This is a genomic window from Jeotgalibacillus sp. 10bf12 (assembly GCF_055597105.1).
On record NZ_CP200276.1, the window covers coordinates 863,432 to 880,152 of the forward strand.

16 protein-coding genes and 2 rRNA genes are annotated in these 16,721 nt (G+C 45.1%); 17 read left to right on the plus strand and 1 reads right to left on the minus strand.

The genetic code is table 11. From position 1 onward, the window contains the following. Positions 1–192: 192 nt before the first annotated feature. The 15 genes from DH10bf12_RS04090 (at position 193) to rsmI (ending at position 12,197) form a co-directional block, all read left to right on the plus strand. Positions 193–3,113: ribosomal RNA gene (locus DH10bf12_RS04090) — 23S ribosomal RNA — on the plus strand. A gap of 71 nt (positions 3,114–3,184) precedes the next feature. Then, positions 3,185–3,300, plus strand: a 5S ribosomal RNA gene (rrf, locus tag DH10bf12_RS04095). A gap of 471 nt (positions 3,301–3,771) precedes the next feature. Beyond that, positions 3,772–4,512, plus strand: coding sequence for a DUF2087 domain-containing protein (locus tag DH10bf12_RS04100; RefSeq protein ID WP_471738186.1), 741 nt, complete (start codon positions 3,772–3,774; stop codon positions 4,510–4,512). A 113-nt stretch (positions 4,513–4,625) separates the two neighbouring features. Further along, the gene (locus DH10bf12_RS04105) at positions 4,626–4,796 is read left to right on the plus strand and encodes a hypothetical protein (protein ID WP_471737321.1); all 171 of its coding nucleotides are present in this window, start codon (positions 4,626–4,628) and stop codon (positions 4,794–4,796) included. A 120-nt stretch (positions 4,797–4,916) separates the two neighbouring features. Further along, positions 4,917–5,066, plus strand: coding sequence for a sigma factor G inhibitor Gin (locus DH10bf12_RS04110; RefSeq protein WP_162182126.1), 150 nt, complete (start codon positions 4,917–4,919; stop codon positions 5,064–5,066). Positions 5,067–5,175: 109 nt separating this feature from the next. Then, positions 5,176–6,579 carry an aminotransferase class I/II-fold pyridoxal phosphate-dependent enzyme gene (locus DH10bf12_RS04115; protein ID WP_471737322.1) on the plus strand — a complete coding sequence of 468 codons (1,404 nt, stop codon included), beginning with the start codon at positions 5,176–5,178 and terminating at the stop codon, positions 6,577–6,579. Further along, the gene (gene tmk, locus DH10bf12_RS04120) at positions 6,572–7,210 is read left to right on the plus strand and encodes a dTMP kinase (RefSeq protein ID WP_471737323.1); all 639 of its coding nucleotides are present in this window, start codon (positions 6,572–6,574) and stop codon (positions 7,208–7,210) included. Before DH10bf12_RS04115 ends, tmk begins: the two co-directional genes overlap by 8 nt. 250 nt (positions 7,211–7,460) lie before the next feature. Next, positions 7,461–7,790, plus strand: a complete 330-nt coding sequence (locus DH10bf12_RS04125) for a cyclic-di-AMP receptor (RefSeq protein ID WP_039806128.1) — start codon at positions 7,461–7,463, stop codon at positions 7,788–7,790. A 48-nt stretch (positions 7,791–7,838) separates the two neighbouring features. Further along, entirely contained in the window at positions 7,839–8,843 is a 1,005-nt protein-coding gene (gene holB / locus DH10bf12_RS04130) for a DNA polymerase III subunit delta' (protein ID WP_471737324.1), read from the plus strand. Further along, complete coding sequence (locus DH10bf12_RS04135) at positions 8,836–9,663, plus strand: PSP1 domain-containing protein (RefSeq protein WP_471737325.1); 828 nt, start codon at positions 8,836–8,838, stop codon at positions 9,661–9,663. Before holB ends, DH10bf12_RS04135 begins: the two co-directional genes overlap by 8 nt. A gap of 13 nt (positions 9,664–9,676) precedes the next feature. Then, the gene (gene yabA / locus DH10bf12_RS04140; protein WP_471737326.1) at positions 9,677–10,036 is read left to right on the plus strand and encodes a DNA replication initiation control protein YabA; all 360 of its coding nucleotides are present in this window, start codon (positions 9,677–9,679) and stop codon (positions 10,034–10,036) included. Between the two features lie 100 nt (positions 10,037–10,136). Next, positions 10,137–10,295 (plus strand): hypothetical protein, encoded by a 159-nt coding sequence (locus DH10bf12_RS04145; RefSeq protein WP_471737327.1) that lies wholly within the window; start codon positions 10,137–10,139, stop codon positions 10,293–10,295. Between the two features lie 28 nt (positions 10,296–10,323). After that, a complete protein-coding gene (locus DH10bf12_RS04150) occupies positions 10,324–11,067 on the plus strand; it encodes a tRNA1(Val) (adenine(37)-N6)-methyltransferase (RefSeq protein WP_471737328.1) in 744 nt (247 codons plus the stop codon). Further along, entirely contained in the window at positions 11,051–11,350 is a 300-nt protein-coding gene (locus DH10bf12_RS04155) for a GIY-YIG nuclease family protein (RefSeq protein ID WP_471737329.1), read from the plus strand. The genes DH10bf12_RS04150 and DH10bf12_RS04155 overlap by 17 nt, the downstream gene beginning before the upstream one ends. Beyond that, complete coding sequence (rsmI, locus tag DH10bf12_RS04160; RefSeq protein WP_471737330.1) at positions 11,316–12,197, plus strand: 16S rRNA (cytidine(1402)-2'-O)-methyltransferase; 882 nt, start codon at positions 11,316–11,318, stop codon at positions 12,195–12,197. The genes DH10bf12_RS04155 and rsmI overlap by 35 nt, the downstream gene beginning before the upstream one ends. Positions 12,198–12,493: 296 nt before the next feature. On the opposite strand, the gene DH10bf12_RS04165 is transcribed toward rsmI, so the two are convergent. After that, on the minus strand, positions 12,494–12,775 hold the full coding sequence (locus DH10bf12_RS04165; protein WP_039806138.1) for an AbrB/MazE/SpoVT family DNA-binding domain-containing protein: 282 nt from the start codon (positions 12,773–12,775) through the stop codon (positions 12,494–12,496). Positions 12,776–13,202: 427 nt separating this feature from the next. On the opposite strand from DH10bf12_RS04165, the gene metG reads away from it, so the two are divergent. Both metG and DH10bf12_RS04175 read left to right on the plus strand, forming a co-directional pair. Then, a complete protein-coding gene (gene metG, locus DH10bf12_RS04170) occupies positions 13,203–15,182 on the plus strand; it encodes a methionine--tRNA ligase (protein WP_471737331.1) in 1,980 nt (659 codons plus the stop codon). 604 nt (positions 15,183–15,786) lie between these two features. Next, on the plus strand, positions 15,787–16,554 hold the full coding sequence (locus DH10bf12_RS04175) for a TatD family hydrolase (protein WP_471737332.1): 768 nt from the start codon (positions 15,787–15,789) through the stop codon (positions 16,552–16,554). Positions 16,555–16,721: the final 167 nt, after the last annotated feature.

Here is a 16,721-nt window from a genome sequence, read left to right on the forward strand (position 1 = left end):
TGTTTAGTTTTGAAGGGTCAAACCTTCAAAACACTGATTTTCTTCTTGTCTCTTCTATATAAGAGATGTATGAGAAGAAAACAGCTCGTTCCTTGAAAACTGGATAACGACATCAAAGTAAGAAAGATAACCGAGAATCGCCATCTTAGGGTTTTCTATATGAAAACTAATTAAGAAGTACCTTTTTAACTAGGTTAAGTTAATAAGGGCGCACGGTGGATGCCTTGGCACTAGGAGCCGATGAAGGACGGTACGAACACCGATATGCTTCGGGGAGCTGTAAGTAAGCTGTGATCCGGAGATTTCCGAATGGGGGAACCCCTTATCCGTAATGGGATATGATCTTCCGCTGAATACATAGGCGGTTGAAGGCAGACCCAGGGAACTGAAACATCTAAGTACCTGGAGGAAGAGAAAGCAAATGCGATTCCCTGAGTAGCGGCGAGCGAAACGGGATCAGCCCAAACCGAAAGGCTTGCCTTTCGGGGTTGTAGGACACTCTATACGGAGTTACAAAGGAAGCAGTTAGACGAAGCGGTCTGGAAAGGCCCATCACAGAAGGTAACAATCCTGTAGTCGAAAGCTGTTTCTCTCCCAGAGTGGATCCTGAGTACGGCGGAACACGTGAAATTCCGTCGGAATCCGGGAGGACCATCTCCCAAGGCTAAATACTCCCTAGTGACCGATAGTGAACCAGTACCGTGAGGGAAAGGTGAAAAGCACCCCGGAAGGGGAGTGAAATAGATCCTGAAACCGTGTGCCTACAAGTAGTCAGAGCCCGTTAACGGGTGATGGCGTGCCTTTTGTAGAATGAACCGGCGAGTTACGATTTGATGCAAGGTTAAGCGAAAGCGGAGCCGCAGCGAAAGCGAGTCTGAATAGGGCGACATAGTATCAGGTTGTAGACCCGAAACCAGGTGATCTACCCATGTCCAGGGTGAAGATGAGGTAACACTCATTGGAGGCCCGAACCCACGCACGTTGAAAAGTGCGGGGATGAGGTGTGGGTAGCGGAGAAATTCCAATCGAACCTGGAGATAGCTGGTTCTCTCCGAAATAGCTTTAGGGCTAGCCTCATGTAGTAAGAGTCTTGGAGGTAGAGCACTGTTTGGACTAGGGCCCCCAACGGGTTACCGAATTCAGACAAACTCCGAATGCCAAAGACTTATCCATGGGAGTCAGACTGCGAGTGATAAGATCCGTAGTCGAAAGGGAAACAGCCCAGACCACCAGCTAAGGTCCCCAAGTAATCGTTAAGTGGAAAAGGATGTGGGGTTGCTTAGACAACCAGGATGTTGGCTTAGAAGCAGCCATCATTTAAAGAGTGCGTAATAGCTCACTGGTCGAGTGACCCTGCGCCGAAAATGTACCGGGGCTAAACGATTCACCGAAGCTGTGGATGAATCTCTATGAGATTCGTGGTAGGAGAGCGTTCTAAGCGCTGTGAAGTCAGACCGGAAGGACTGGTGGAGTACTTAGAAGTGAGAATGCCGGTATGAGTAGCGAAAGAAGAGTGAGAATCTCTTCCACCGAATGCCTAAGGTTTCCTGAGGAAGGCTCGTCCGCTCAGGGTTAGTCGGGACCTAAGCCGAGGCCGATAGGCGTAGGCGATGGACAACAGGTTGATATTCCTGTACCACCAACACATCGTTTGAGTAATGGGGACGCAGGAGGATAGGAGAGCACGCCGTTGGTTGCGCGTGTTTAAGCAGTTAGGCAGGAAATGAGGTAAATCCCGTTTCCGTGTAAGCTGAGCTGTGATGACGAGGGAAAATAGTACCGAAGTCTTTGATTCCACACTGCCAAGAAAAGCCTCTAGCGAGATGCAAGGTGCCCGTACCGCAAACCGACACAGGTAGGCGAGGAGAGAATCCTAAGGTGAGCGAGTGAACTCTCGTTAAGGAACTCGGCAAAATGACCCCGTAACTTCGGGAGAAGGGGTGCTCTATTAGGGTGCAAGCCCGAGAGAGCCGCAGTGAATAGGCCCAGGCGACTGTTTAGCAAAAACACAGGTCTCTGCGAAACCGTAAGGTGAAGTATAGGGGCTGACACCTGCCCGGTGCTGGAAGGTTAAGAGGAGTGCTTAGCGCAAGCGAAGGTGCGAATTGAAGCCCCAGTAAACGGCGGCCGTAACTATAACGGTCCTAAGGTAGCGAAATTTTGTCGGGTAAGTTCCGACCCGCACGAAAGGTGCAACGATCTGGGCACTGTCTCAACGAGAGACTCGGTGAAATTATAGTACCTGTGAAGATGCAGGTTACCCGCGACAGGACGGAAAGACCCCGTGGAGCTTTACTGCAGCCTGATATTGAATTTTGGCACAGCTTGTACAGGATAGGTAGGAGCCTTAGAAACCGGAGCGCCAGCTTCGGTGGAGGCATTGGTGGGATACTACCCCGCTGTGTTGAACTTCTAACCCGCGGCCCTTATCGGGCCGGGAGACAGTGTCAGGCAGGCAGTTTGACTGGGGCGGTCGCCTCCTAAAGAGTAACGGAGGCGCCCAAAGGTTCCCTCAGAATGGTTGGAAATCATTCGAAGAGTGTAAAGGCATAAGGGAGCTTGACTGCGAGACCTACAAGTCGAGCAGGGTCGAAAGACGGCTTAGTGATCCGGTGGTTCCGCATGGAAGGGCCATCGCTCAACGGATAAAAGCTACCCCCGGGATAACAGGCTTATCTCCCCCAAGAGTCCACATCGACGGGGAGGTTTGGCACCTCGATGTCGGCTCATCGCATCCTGGGGCTGTAGTCGGTCCCAAGGGTTGGGCTGTTCGCCCATTAAAGCGGTACGCGAGCTGGGTTCAGAACGTCGTGAGACAGTTCGGTCCCTATCCGTCGTGGGCGCAGGAAATTTGAGAGGAGCTGTCCTTAGTACGAGAGGACCGGGATGGACGCACCGCTGGTGTACCAGTTGTCATGCCAATGGCATCGCTGGGTAGCTATGTGCGGACGGGATAAGTGCTGAAAGCATCTAAGCATGAAGCCCCCCTCAAGATGAGATTTCCCACACGCAAGTGGTAAGATCCCTGAAAGATGATCAGGTAGATAGGTTCGAGGTGGAAGCATGGTGACATGTGCAGCTGACGAATACTAATCGATCGAGGACTTAACCAAATAGGTTGATTCTCGGAAAATCCCTTACTTTGATGAACGTATCCAGTTTTGAAGGCGCGAGCCTTTATCAGTCTAGTGATGAAAGCGAAGAGGTCACACCCGTTCCCATGCCGAACACGGAAGTTAAGCTCTTCAGCGCCGATGGTAGTTGGGGGTTTCCCCCTGTGAGAGTAGGACGTCGCTAGGCAATCTGAGTCTTCCCCTGAGTGGGAAGGCTTTTTTTGTGCGGTAAAATGCCTTTAAAGGACAGGATTCTAAAGGCATCAAAGGCAAAATAACAGGATCCCAAGGGCATCCAAAGCCAACACAAGACCCCCTCATAATGTGGGAGACGCGAATTCCTTCAATCTGAAAGTGATTCCCTCAATTCTGCGTTCAATTCCTTCAATATCCGACTTGATTCTCTCAATACTAAAATCATCCCTTCAACAGACGTAATACTATGCTGAATTCATTCGTTTATACTCATATTTCCATCTCCACCACCAGCAATTCCTTCAACATTAAACGTGATTCAATCAATCGGTCAGCCACTGTACTGAAAACGTATCAACTTACACACCACTTAAAAAATCAAACAAAACAAAAAAATGTTTGATTAATTATAAACAATAATATAATATGTCTATTAAATAATAAAATTTTATAAGGGGTGTTTATTTTGAGTGAGCTGTTGTGGGAGGCTTCAGTTGAGGAGCTGGCTAATGGTGTGAAACGCTCTGAGGGGGCTTATTGCTGTTTGATTTGTGGTGAGCGCTTTGAAGAGGGCGAGATTTTTAAGGTTGGCGATCGGTTATTTGAGGCTTACCGGGCTGCGGAGCTTCATGTGCAGGCGGAGCACGAGTCGATGTTTGTGTATTTAATAAATATGGATAAGAAGTATACGGGTTTATCGGATCATCAAAAGGAATTGTTATCGTATTTTAAGCAGGGGATGTCTGATAAAGAGGCGGCTAAGCAGATTGATGGGAGTCCCTCGACAATTCGAAATCACCGGTTTAAGTTTAAGGAAAAAGAGAAGCAGGCACGTGTATTTTTGGCGCTGATGCAGCTGTTGAAAGAGGAGACGGGACCGGAGAGTCTGGTTCAGATACACAGGGGGGCGACGATGGTGGATGAGCGTTATGCGATTACTGCTGAAGAGCAGGAAAAGGTTTTGAAGACGTATTTTAAAGAGGATGGAACACTGAGTCAGTTTCCGAGTAAGGAAAAGAAAAAGATTGTGGTGCTTCAGTATTTATTGAAAAAGTTTAGTACAGGACAGCAATATACGGAGCGTGAGGTAAATGATGTGATTAAGCAGGTATATGCTGATTTTGTCACGATTCGCCGTTATTTTATCGAGTACGGGTTCATGGATCGGAACCAGGACGGCTCAGCGTATTGGGTAAAATCGTAAAAAGCGGGTATAATGAAAGTATAGAAAGTGTTATATATTTCAGCATGAGGTTGATGGATAACGACCGCAAGACAACTGGTTTTTCATTTCAAATAAGCAGGGAGGAGAAAAGAATGTGGTGGATGGTCATTCTTTTGATTCTAACTGTTATTGTGTCAGTCGGTATGGTGTCTGATGGGAACCGGAAGCGGAAAGGTTTGACTGTTTATAGTGAAGTAAGGGAGCCTGAAGAAGCGCCATTTGAACCGAAGCTTGAGGATGAGCGGCGATCTACGAGGCTCTGAAAAGTTTGTTGAGGAGTTTTCTTCACGTTCAGGGATAAAAAGAATAGGATAGAGAGATTACTTTTTATCCGCAGTGTCTATACTGAGTGGTATGACTTGCTGCGAAGTGGAGGAAAGTGCATGAGACATTGCCGTGCGTGTGGAAGACGATACAACCGGGCGATCCGCCTGTCTTCGAAGTTTATTTGTGTCTGGTGTGAGCAGTCACTGATCCAGCTGAAGCCTGAAGATCATGGATATGACAGGTGGATTCATCTTTTAAAAGAATAATTGGTACCTGAAAGCCTGCCTTCCATGCAGGCTTTTTTGTGTGCAATTGGCACGGCATTAAAATAAATCATGATACAATAAAGAAATGATTTTATTAAAGGAGAACGTTATGGATCAAAAAGAAAGACCGCTTGTTGAGGCGCTGCAAAAGCATATGAACCAGAAGCCCGTGTCATTTCATGTACCGGGGCATAAGAATGGCATGATTGGTGAGGTTGCAGGTCATTTTGGCGGATGGGATCAGACAGAGATTTCAGGGCTTGATGATCTGCATGCACCGGAGGGACCAATTGCAGAAGCACAGGATTTATTGGCTCAGCATGCCGGGGCTTTGAAAAGCTACTTTCTTGTGAATGGTTCGACAACGGGGAACCTTGCGATGGTGATGGGCATCTGTGAGCCGGAGAGTCATTTACTGATTGCTGGAAATGCACATAAATCTGTGGTGCATGCATGCCGGCTGGCACGTGTGAAGCCGGTGTTTTTAACGCCTGAGGTGCACCCTGAGTCTATGACACCGTCAGGCCTTTCACCCGACTTGCTTGAAGAAGCGATTAAAAAGTTTCCTGATGCGAAAGCTGTCTTATTGACGTATCCATCCTACTACGGGCATACAGGTCAGATTGAAACGGTTATTGAGATCGCAAAGAGGTCAGGGCTTTCCGTACTTGTCGATGAAGCACACGGGGCTCATTTTTCACTGCCGGGCTTTCCTGTTTCATCACTTCAAATGGGGGCTGATGTTGTTGTGCAATCCGCTCATAAAACGCTGCCGGCACTGACGATGGGTTCCTTTTTACATATCGGAAATAGCTTTAAACGTTATCAGAAAATTGAACAGCTGCTCGGGATGCTTCAGTCCAGCAGTCCGTCCTACCCGATTATGGCATCACTTGATGACGCGCGGTACTATGCCGCAACTTATTTGAGTGAGGATGCGGCCTTTTTTGAAAGTGAGCGTAATCATTTAGTGCGCAGACTGCAGGAAATACCGCGGTTGAACGTCATTGAGCCGGAAGATCCGCTGAAGCTGATCGTCAGAATGGATGGCTTGAGCGGATATGATTTACAGACTGCATGTGAAGAACGAGGGATTTATGCAGAGCTTGCAGATCCGCTGCAGGTGTTATGGATCCTTCCGCTTTTGAAAAAAGGAAATCACTTGCAGTGGGATCATATAGTGAAGTCACTCAATGAGGTTGCTGAAACTGCAGAGTGGACAAATATCCCCCCATCTGCACACGTCAAAAAAGTGATTACGACATTAGCTGTACATGATGCTGATCAGCTACCATATTCAGTGATCCCCATTGAAAACGGATCAGGAAGGGTAGCTGCTGAGACGATTACACCGTATCCGCCGGGCATACCGTTTGTGATTACAGGTGAACGGCTGACTGCTGAAAAATGTTATGAGTTGAATCGTCTAGTGAAAACGAATATGCGTTTTCAGGGCGGCTCATATTTAATAGAAGGAAAAATGAAGGTTGTGCAGGAGGATCTAAATGAATAAAGGTTTATTTATTACGTTAGAAGGACCAGAAGGAGCAGGAAAAACGACGGCTTCTGTTGAAATAAAGAAAGAGCTGGAATCGCTTGGCTATGACGTTTTACTGACGCGCGAGCCTGGCGGGATTAAAATTGCAGAGAAGATCAGGGAAGTGATTTTAGATCCGTCCCATACTGAAATGGACAGCCGGACAGAAGCGCTCTTGTACGCTGCAGCCCGCAGACAGCATTTAGCTGAAAAAGTGAAGCCTGCGCTTGATGCAGGAAAAGTGGTGCTGTGTGACCGTTTCATTGACAGTTCACTTGCCTATCAGGGATATGCGAGAGGTCTTGGGATTGATGAAGTTTGGAGTATTAATCAGTTTGCAATTGGCACGATGATGCCTGACTGCACCCTGTACTTTGATATTTCGCCTGAAGAAGGTCTGAAGCGGATTGAGCAGAATGCAGGCCGTGAAGTAAACCGGCTGGATCTTGAAGGAATGGCCTTTCATCAAAAAGTTTATGAAGGCTATCAGATCTTACAGAAGCGTTTTCCTGAAAGAATGAGACGGATTGATGCATCAGCGTCCCTTGAAGATGTGACAGCAGAGGCTGTTAGAATACTTTCCGATATCTTGAAAAACCAGCATTGATAAAGCTCATTTTTGTACCTGCACAGCTGATGGTTGAAGCGTAAGGGGGCGGCTCGCAGGAAGGGACGTGTGAGGCCATGGCGAAGCCTGCGGACTCACCGTCCGGCCGCGGAAAGCGTCCCCCTGAAGCGGAAACCACCAGCCAACTCTAATAAAACCAAAACAAAGCTTTCCGGAATGATTTCGTAAAATAAACGTATTATTGGTATAATAAAGGCAGAACCTATTTAAAAGGAAGAGGGTGGAATGGATGAAACTTGTTGTCGCAATTGTGCAGGATCAGGATTCGAATCGTTTATCCACGGCATTAATGAAAAATAATTTCCGTGCTACAAAGCTTGCGAGTACCGGAGGATTCTTAAAGTCCGGAAATACGACATTTATGGTCGGAACAGAGGATGCGCGTGTTGATAAAGTATTAGAGGTCATCAATGACAGCTGTCGTTCAAGAGAACAGATGGTAGCCCCTGTCTCACCAATGGGCGGGAATGCGGATTCTTACATTCCTTATCCTGTAGAAGTTGAAGTTGGCGGAGCCACGGTTTTTGTACTGCCAATTGAGCAGTTTCACCAATTTTAAGCGAGCAGCAAAGCTCATTCGTATATACACGCAGAAAAGGGAGATCGTATGACCGATATGCACCAGGACCTGGCATCACAGCAGCCGGTCGCAATGAAAACGCTGCAAAATAGCCTGCAGAAAGACCGCGTCGCGCATGCCTATCTGTTCGAAGGCGGTCGCGGTACAGGAAAGAAAGCGATGGCATTATTTCTTGCTAAAGGACTTTTTTGCAGACAGCCACATCAAGGTGAACCCTGCCATTCCTGTGAACAGTGCCGGAGAATCGACCAGGGTAACCATCCTGACGTTCACGTGATTGAGCCGGACGGACAGTCGATTAAAAAAGAGCAGGTAAGGTTATTACAGGAAGAGTTCAGTAAAACAGGTATGGAATCAATGAAAAAAGCATATATCATCAGCGGTGCTGATAAGATGACGGTTCAGGCTGCGAACTCTTTACTAAAGTTTTTAGAAGAACCGCATCCATCCACGACAGCGATTTTATTGACTGAGCAGATTCACCAGATGCTCCCGACTATACTTTCCAGGTGTCAGCACGTATCTTTTCGTCCGTTGACACCTGTTTTGTTTAAAGAAAAGCTGATCGCAGAGGATGTCCACCCAACAATGGCCTCACTTGTATCAAAATTAACGAACCAGGTTGATGAGGCAATTGAGCTGAGTGATGATGAGTGGTTTGTACAAGCCAGAAAAATCATGTTAAAATTATACGAAGTGCTAAAGGATGATCCCTTTGAAGCCATGATCAGGGTTCAAAGTGACTATCTTCCGCATTTTAAAGAGAAATCGCAAATTGACCAATCACTCGATTTGTTTCTTCTTATATATAAGGATCTCCTTTATATCCAAACGGACAAGCTCGATCACCTGTCGTATCCGGATTGGCTGGACACGTTTCGTACAGATGCACTCCAGACGTCAGCAAATCAGCTTACTCACCAGCTGACAGTCATACTTGAGGCGAAAACACAGCTACAGAGAAATATGAATACACAGCTGTTAATGGAACAGTTGATGCTTAAATTGCAGGGGGGATCTGCACTTGTATGAAGTAGTAGGGGTCCGTTTTAATAAAGCGGGCAAAATATATTATTTCGACCCGAACCAGCTTTCACTAAACGTAGATGAATACGTGATAGTCGAGACGGTCCGCGGTGTGGAATACGGTAAAGTTGTCACTGAAGTCAAGAAGGTGGACAAGAATGACGTTGTGCTGCCACTGAAAAAGATCGTCCGGATTGCTGAACAGAAAGATCGCCTTTCTGTACAGGAAAACAAGGAAGAAGCTGCTCATGCCTACAAGGTATGCTCAGAAAAAATCAGTGAGCACGATTTAGATATGAAGCTTGTTGATGTTGAATATACATTTGACCGCAATAAAGTTATTTTTTATTTTACAGCGGACGGACGGGTCGATTTCAGAAATCTGGTCAAAGACCTGGCGTCTGTTTTCAGAACAAGGATTGAACTGAGACAGATCGGTGTTCGTGATGAAGCGAAAATGCTTGGTGGTATTGGACCTTGCGGGCGTATGCTCTGCTGTTCAACTTTTCTCGGCGATTTTGAGCCTGTGTCGATTAAAATGGCAAAGGATCAAAACCTTTCACTTAACCCGGCGAAAATTTCAGGCCTGTGCGGACGCTTAATGTGCTGCCTGAAATACGAAAACGACGAGTATGAGCAGGCAAAAGAAGAAATGCCTGACCTTGGTGCATTCGTTCAGACGCCTGAAGGTAAAGGGAAAGTAGTCGGACTGAACATGCTTGAGCGTGTCCTGCAGATCGAAATGAAAGAACAGGACCGTACGCTAGAGTATACGCTTGAAGAAATTATGAATCACGATATTGCGTCAATTCAAGCCACAGAGTAACGGGGTGGAGTTCGTGGATAAGAAGGAGTTCTTTGATTCAGTATCCAATATGGAGCAGCAGATTGGTCAGTTATACCAGCAGCTTGGCGAACTGAAGCATCATCTGGCTGACATGATGGAAGAGAATCATTCGCTGCAGATCGAAAATGAACATCTGCGCAGAAGACTTGAACAGCTCGGGAATGATACAGCAGCACCCGAAGGCAAGGCTGATGCCGGCAAAGCTGCAGGTCCAAGCACAGATATTGGTGAAGGATATGATAACCTTGCCCGTCTTTATCATGAGGGCTTCCACATTTGTAACATTCACTTTGGAAGCCCGCGCAAGGATGAAGACTGCCTGTTCTGTCTTTCATTTTTAACGAAAAAATAAAGGCTGGCATTACGCCGTCTGTTGAAAAACAGGCGGACGTCCTGCCGGGCTTTTTTTGTGTAAAATCTGTGGGTGATATGGGGATGCCATTGAATGCTGTATGCGCGGGATCGAGGTAGGTGGCGCGGCCATTGAGTGCTGTATCCAGACAATCGAGGTAGGTAAAACAGCCATCGAATACGGTATCCAGCGGATCGAAGTAGGTGAACACCCGATCGAGTGCACTTCTTCATCAATCGAATGCATCAACCCACTTTAATAAAGCCAATAGAAAAGAGGATCACAACATGCAATTAATTGGTGATGAGCGGCTGGATTACCTTCTGGCTGAAGAATTAAGAATTATCCAAAGTCCATCAGTCTTTTCCTTTTCGCTCGATGCTGTCCTGCTCGCGCGCTTTGTCCAGGTGCCAATCAGAAAAGGAAGTCTGATTGATCTCTGTTCAGGAAATGGTGTGATCCCGCTCATTTTAAGTACAAGAACAAACGGCTCTATCACAGGTGTTGAAATCCAAAACAGACTTGCAGATATGGCGGATAGAAGCATTAAACACAATGAACTTTCGCAGCAGATTGAGATGATTTGTGAGGATTTAAATACAGTTTCACCAAAGCTCGGTTATGCCAGGCATGATGTTGTCACATGCAATCCGCCTTATTTTACAACACCGGGTCAAGATGAGCTGAATGAAAATGAACATTTAACAATTGCGCGCCATGAAATCATGTGCACGCTCGAAGATACAATACGTGTCAGCAGCGGCCTCTTGAAGCAGGGCGGCAAAGCAGCATTTGTTCACCGGCCCGGCAGACTGCTTGATCTGATTACACTGATGAGACAGTATCGTCTTGAACCGAAAAGAATCCAGTTTGTTTATCCAAAAGAGGGTAAAGAAGCCAATACGATTTTAGTAGAGGCAGCCAAAGACGGTAAACCTGATGTGAAAATTCTGCCACCGCTCATCGTTTATAAGGATAATAATGAATACACAGATGAGATGAAGGAGATTTTATATGGAAGCAGAGGCTAACCATTTCTTCTACGTACTGAAGTGTAAAGACGGTTCCTACTATGGCGGGTACACAATTAACCTCGAGCGGCGCCTCACTCAGCATAATGGAGGTACTGCTTCTAAATATACGAGAACAAGACGCCCTGTCGAAATGATTCATCACGAATCATTTTGTACGAAACGGGAGGCCATGCAGGCTGAGTACTGGTTTAAAAAGAAATCCAGAACGCAGAAGGATCTGTATTTAAAAGAAAGAGGTGAAGAGAATGCACACACAGAAAAGTTTTCAGCATGCGAGTGAGGGCAGGCTCTATCTCGTGCCAACACCAATCGGAAATTTAGAGGATATGACGTTCAGAGCAGTAAATATATTAAAAGAGGCTGATCTGATCGCAGCAGAGGATACGCGTAATACAAAAAACCTGTGCCGTCATTTTGAGATTGAGACAAAGCTTGTCAGTTATCATGATCATAATAAAGAAGACAGCGGTCGGAAGCTGCTCGCAGACCTTCATGATGGGAAACAGATTGCACTGGTGACAGATGCAGGAACACCCTGTATTTCAGATCCGGGCTATGAGCTTGTGAAGCAGTGTGTGGAAGAAGGCATAAATGTCGTTCCGCTACCTGGAGCCAATGCAGCCGTGACGGCATTAATTGCATCCGGACTGAAGCCTCAGCCGTTTTATTACTACGGCTTTTTACCCCGTCAGAAAAAAGAGAAGCGGGAAGAGCTGGCATTTCTTTCGACAATCCCTGCGACATTTATCCTGTATGAATCTCCACACAGACTGAAGGAAACGCTGAAGGAAATGCAGGACGCGCTTGGTGAAGAACGTCAGATGTCTGTTTCACGCGAGCTGACGAAAAAGTTCGAGGAATTTATTCGCGGCACGATTGGCGAATGTCTGGAATGGGCCGAAGAAACGGAGCTGCGCGGTGAATTCTGTCTGGTTATTGAAGGGGCGAGCCGTGATGAATGGCAGCAGGATGAGGAGATCTGGTGGTCTGAATTGTCATTGACTCAGCATGTTGAACATTATATCGAGCAAAAATCCATGACCTCAAAAGCAGCGATTAAAGAGACTGCAAAAGACCGGGGACTTCCGAAGCGGGACGTTTATCAGGATTATCATGTAGATCATTAGATTTGAGATCACTGTGAAGGTGGTCTTTTTTTAATTGGCGGGGAAGATCTGGGACAAAGGGTCTTGATTTCATTGTGCTTTGGAGATATATGTATCACCTTTTGTATGTATTCATCCATCTTTTTAATTTATTCGAACTGTTGCCTGCAGCGGGTGTTTAATTCATCCATCTTTTTGATTATTGCATCACCAATTGAATACATTCGATCACCTTTTTAATTAATCGACCCTCGCACGAGACACTCAAACAATAAAAAAACTGCTCCACTAAGGGAGCAGTGAAAAATTCTTATGAATTAAGCACCTTGTAGGTTGCTTTGGATTTCCTTGATTAGCATTTCAGCGCCTTCGCGGCTAAGGACAAGCTTTCCGCCTGCAAGCTTCAGGTTGTCATCTGAAACTTCACCAGTAATCTGGCAAGTCATGCTTGGCTTATACTTTTTTAGGATGATTTTCTCGTCATCCACATAAATTTCCAGTGCGTCTTTTTCTGCGATTCCAAGTGTACGGCGAAGTTCGATTGGAATCACCACTCGACCTAATTCGTCTACTTTACGTACAATTCCAGTTGATTTCATGATTAAAAATCCCCTCTCAAAGGTGTATTTGTATTTTCTCTCTTATAATTCGTCAAGTTTCGACATTTTTCTCTCTGTTTTTATATCATACCAACGTTTCCCAAATCAGTCAATACATATTTTCTCCCAAATGTGCCCATAATGAAATATTACGAAAGCCTTTCATATCAGCACCTACAAGTGATTGAAAATATTACCTTCTACAATTTTCACTATAACATGTAATAACTGTAAGTGTAAATAAAATTGTTTCGAATTCGAGTTAGTTCGTGTTTCGACAAAAACGACATACTCATTCGACAAAAATGGGGAGTATTTACTGTAGACCCTGTGGCGGTTGCATTCACTTCCTATTTCGGGTATATTTTTTTACATATGAAAACGCGTCAGAACTGTATTTCTGATGCTGATCGAAGGAGGATAAACAGTGAGTCAGCCGAATAATACGTTTTATATTACTACACCAATTTACTACCCAAGCGGCAAACTGCATATTGGGCATGCATATACAACAGTAGCAGGGGACGCAATGGCACGTTACAAGCGTCTTTTAGGATTTGATGTCATGTACCTGACTGGGACGGACGAGCATGGTCAGAAAATCCAGGAAAAAGCAAAAGAGCAGGGCATCTCTCCGCAGGCTTATGTTGATGAGATCGTGGAAGGCATTCAGGATCTGTGGAAGAAGATGGACATCTCTTATGATGATTTCATTCGCACAACAGAAGAGCGCCATAAAACTGTTGTCGAAAAGATTTTTAAACAGTTGCATGACCAGGGGGATATCTATCTTGGTGAATACGAAGGCTGGTATTCGATCCCGGATGAAACCTTTTATACTGAGACGCAGCTTGAGGATAAAGAGCTCGACAGTGAAGGAAATGTGGTTGGTGGTAAGAGCCCGGATAGCGGCCACCCTGTTGAAAAGGTACGTGAGGAATCTTATTTCTTCCGTATGAGTAAATACGCAGATCGTCTCGTGAAGTATTATGAGGAGAATCCTGCATTTATACAGCCGGAATCGCGTAAAAATGAAATGCTGAATAACTTTATTAAGCCGGGCCTTGAAGATCTGGCTGTTTCAAGAACGACATTCGACTGGGGCGTAAAAGTACCAGGTGATCCGAAGCACGTCGTGTATGTATGGATTGATGCACTGTCTAACTATATTACGGCACTCGGCTACGGTTCAGAAAACGATGAGCGTTTCCGTCAATTCTGGCCGGCAGATGTTCACCTGATGAGTAAAGAAATTGTCCGCTTCCATACAATTTACTGGCCGATTATGCTGATGGCGCTTGACCTGCCACTGCCTAAGCAGGTATTTGCCCACGGCTGGTTATTAATGAAGGATGGAAAAATGTCGAAGTCAAAAGGTAATGTTGTTGATCCAGTTACACTAATTGATCGCTACGGTCTGGATGCGCTTCGTTATTACCTGCTTCGTGAAGTACCATTCGGTTCTGATGGTATTTTCACGCCTGAAGGATTCGTTGAGCGAGTGAATTTTGACCTTGCCAATGACCTTGGTAACCTGTTGAACCGGACAGTTGCGATGATTAATAAATACTTTGACGGTGAAATTCCTGTCTATCAGGGCTCAGCAGGTCCTTTTGATAAAGAATTACTTCAGTTAAATGAAGAAATGGTTGAAAAATTCCAGGAATCAATGGAAAATATGGAATTTTCCGTTGCGCTTGCGACTGTCTGGCAGCTGATCAGTCGTGCAAACAAGTATATAGATGAAACACAGCCATGGGTACTTGCAAAAGATGAAGCGAAAAAGGAAGAGCTTGGTCATGTGATGAACCATTTAGCTGAAACACTACGCCGTGTGGCTGTATTACTTCAGCCGTTTATGACTGAAACGCCAAAACGCATTCTGTCGCAGCTTCAGCTTGATGAAACACATCTGAAATGGGAAACGCTCAAAAGTTTTGGCACAATTCCTGCCGGCACAAAAGTTGTTGCAAAAGGGGAGCCGATCTTCCCGCGTCTTGATGTAACAGAAGAAGCTGCTTATATTAAGGAGAAAATGGCTGGAACGGCGCCTGCTCCTGTAGAAGAGCCGGTTGAGCTTGAAGAGGAAATTACGTTTGAAGACTTCATGAAAGTGGACCTTCGCGTTGCAACTGTAACAGCATGTGAGCCTGTAAAGAAAACGGATAAGCTGTTAAAACTTCAGCTGGATCTCGGCTTTGAAAAGCGTCAGGTTGTGTCAGGCATTGCGAAATTCTATAAGCCGGATGAGCTGATCGGGAAAAAAGTTGTCTGTGTGACAAACCTCAAACCGGTTAAGCTTCGTGGAGAATTGTCTGAAGGGATGATTCTTGCAGGTGAGAAGGATGGAGTCCTATCACTTGCACATGTAGCAGAAAACCTGGACAATGGGGCACGTGTTAAATAATTGAATGAATGAAGGGGGGAGGATTTGTTCCTCTCTTCTTTTTGTTTTGTCTTAATAAAATTGGCTGATGATTTAAGCTTTAAGGGCTTCACGGTCGGGCGGTGAGCCAGCGGGTTTACCATGCTCTGTTTTCCACGTCCCTTCCCGCCACAGGAGTCGTTCCCTGCAGCGGGAACCATCAGCTATGCAGAGACAAGAATGGATTTTAATAAATCTGAGAAAATCGAATCTTTATAAGTTGAAGTATCTGGTTCTTATGTTTCTAATGTGTCTTAAATATTACACCTGTGTAACGAACTATAACAATAGAAGAAACTCGTCATCATTTTGTGTTTTATCTGTCATTGGATTGAATTTTCCAATAAATAGACGGTTATTGATAAAAGCTATATTGGTATAAAAATTCAGATAATTAAAGTCCTTAGTAAAGGGTTTTTGGTAATTAAATTACTTTTAAATCAATACTATTCATTTTAATATGCATAACTATTTAACGATGTGTATTTTAACCGGATTGTTAATTTGTTAATAGATTGTTACACAACTGTGATGTATGACATATGGATTTTTAATACACTAAATTTGCTGTGAAGGAGAGGATACAATGTTATTCGATACACACGTTCACTTAAATGCAGATCAGTTTGAAGATGATCTTGATGAAGTGATACAGCGCGCAAAGGAAAATGATGTTGAATTTATGACGGTTGTCGGTTTTGACCGTAAAACAATCAAGAAGGCGATGGAGCTTGCTGAGAAGCATGATTTCATTTATGCCGCAATTGGTTGGCACCCGGTAGATGCGATTGATATGACTGACGAGGATCTCGAGTGGATTGAAGAACTCGCTGCTCACCCGAAGGTCGTAGCGATTGGAGAAACGGGTCTGGATTATCACTGGGATAAATCCCCGCATGATATTCAGAAAGAGGTATTTAAAAAGCAGATTCATTTAGCTAAAAAAGTAAAGCTTCCAATCGTGATTCACAACCGTGAGGCGACACAGGATGTTGTAGATATCCTGAGGGAAGAAAACGCTGAAGAAGTAGGGGGCATTATGCACTGCTACAGCGGGAGTGTTGAAATTGCCAGGCAGTGTATAGATCTGAACTTCATGATCTCACTTGGCGGACCCGTTACATTTAAAAATGCGAAAAAGCCGAAAGAAGTGGCTGAAGAGATCGGTCTTGAACATCTGCTGATCGAAACGGACGCACCTTTCTTAGCACCGCACCCGAATCGCGGGAAGCGGAATGAACCGGCATATGTGAAGCTCGTCGCAGAACAAATTGCTGAATTAAAAGGCATTTCCTACGAAGAAGTTGGAAAGCGTACGACAGAAAACGCAAAAAAAATTTATCAGCTGAAATAAATGATTTTAAGCTTTAGGTAAAATTGAGCACGTTTGTGCGACATCTTTTGCGTCATACCAACGTTCAGTTGTCGATCAAAAATCCTTTTCAGACTGAAAAACGGTCTGCATAATTGGGACATATCTCCCCTGCGCAGGGAAAATGTCTCAAATTCGGAGGTTGACAA

Bases quoted from the DNA above. Each gene is read 5' to 3' on its own strand.
- DH10bf12_RS04105 (WP_471737321.1), top strand. From the start codon at position 4,626: ATGTGGTGGATGGTCATTCTTTTGATTCTAACTGTTATTGTGTCAGTC.
- DH10bf12_RS04110 (WP_162182126.1), top strand. From the start codon at position 4,917: ATGAGACATTGCCGTGCGTGTGGAAGACGATACAACCGGGCGATCCGC.
- DH10bf12_RS04115 (WP_471737322.1), top strand. From the start codon at position 5,176: ATGGATCAAAAAGAAAGACCGCTTGTTGAGGCGCTGCAAAAGCATATG.
- tmk (WP_471737323.1), top strand. From the start codon at position 6,572: ATGAATAAAGGTTTATTTATTACGTTAGAAGGACCAGAAGGAGCAGGA.
- DH10bf12_RS04125 (WP_039806128.1), top strand. From the start codon at position 7,461: ATGAAACTTGTTGTCGCAATTGTGCAGGATCAGGATTCGAATCGTTTA.
- holB (WP_471737324.1), top strand. From the start codon at position 7,839: ATGACCGATATGCACCAGGACCTGGCATCACAGCAGCCGGTCGCAATG.
- DH10bf12_RS04145 (WP_471737327.1), top strand. From the start codon at position 10,137: ATGCGCGGGATCGAGGTAGGTGGCGCGGCCATTGAGTGCTGTATCCAG.
- DH10bf12_RS04150 (WP_471737328.1), top strand. From the start codon at position 10,324: ATGCAATTAATTGGTGATGAGCGGCTGGATTACCTTCTGGCTGAAGAA.
- DH10bf12_RS04155 (WP_471737329.1), top strand. From the start codon at position 11,051: ATGGAAGCAGAGGCTAACCATTTCTTCTACGTACTGAAGTGTAAAGAC.
- rsmI (WP_471737330.1), top strand. From the start codon at position 11,316: ATGCACACACAGAAAAGTTTTCAGCATGCGAGTGAGGGCAGGCTCTAT.
- DH10bf12_RS04165 (WP_039806138.1), bottom strand. From the start codon at position 12,775: ATGAAATCAACTGGAATTGTACGTAAAGTAGACGAATTAGGTCGAGTG.
- DH10bf12_RS04175 (WP_471737332.1), top strand. From the start codon at position 15,787: ATGTTATTCGATACACACGTTCACTTAAATGCAGATCAGTTTGAAGAT.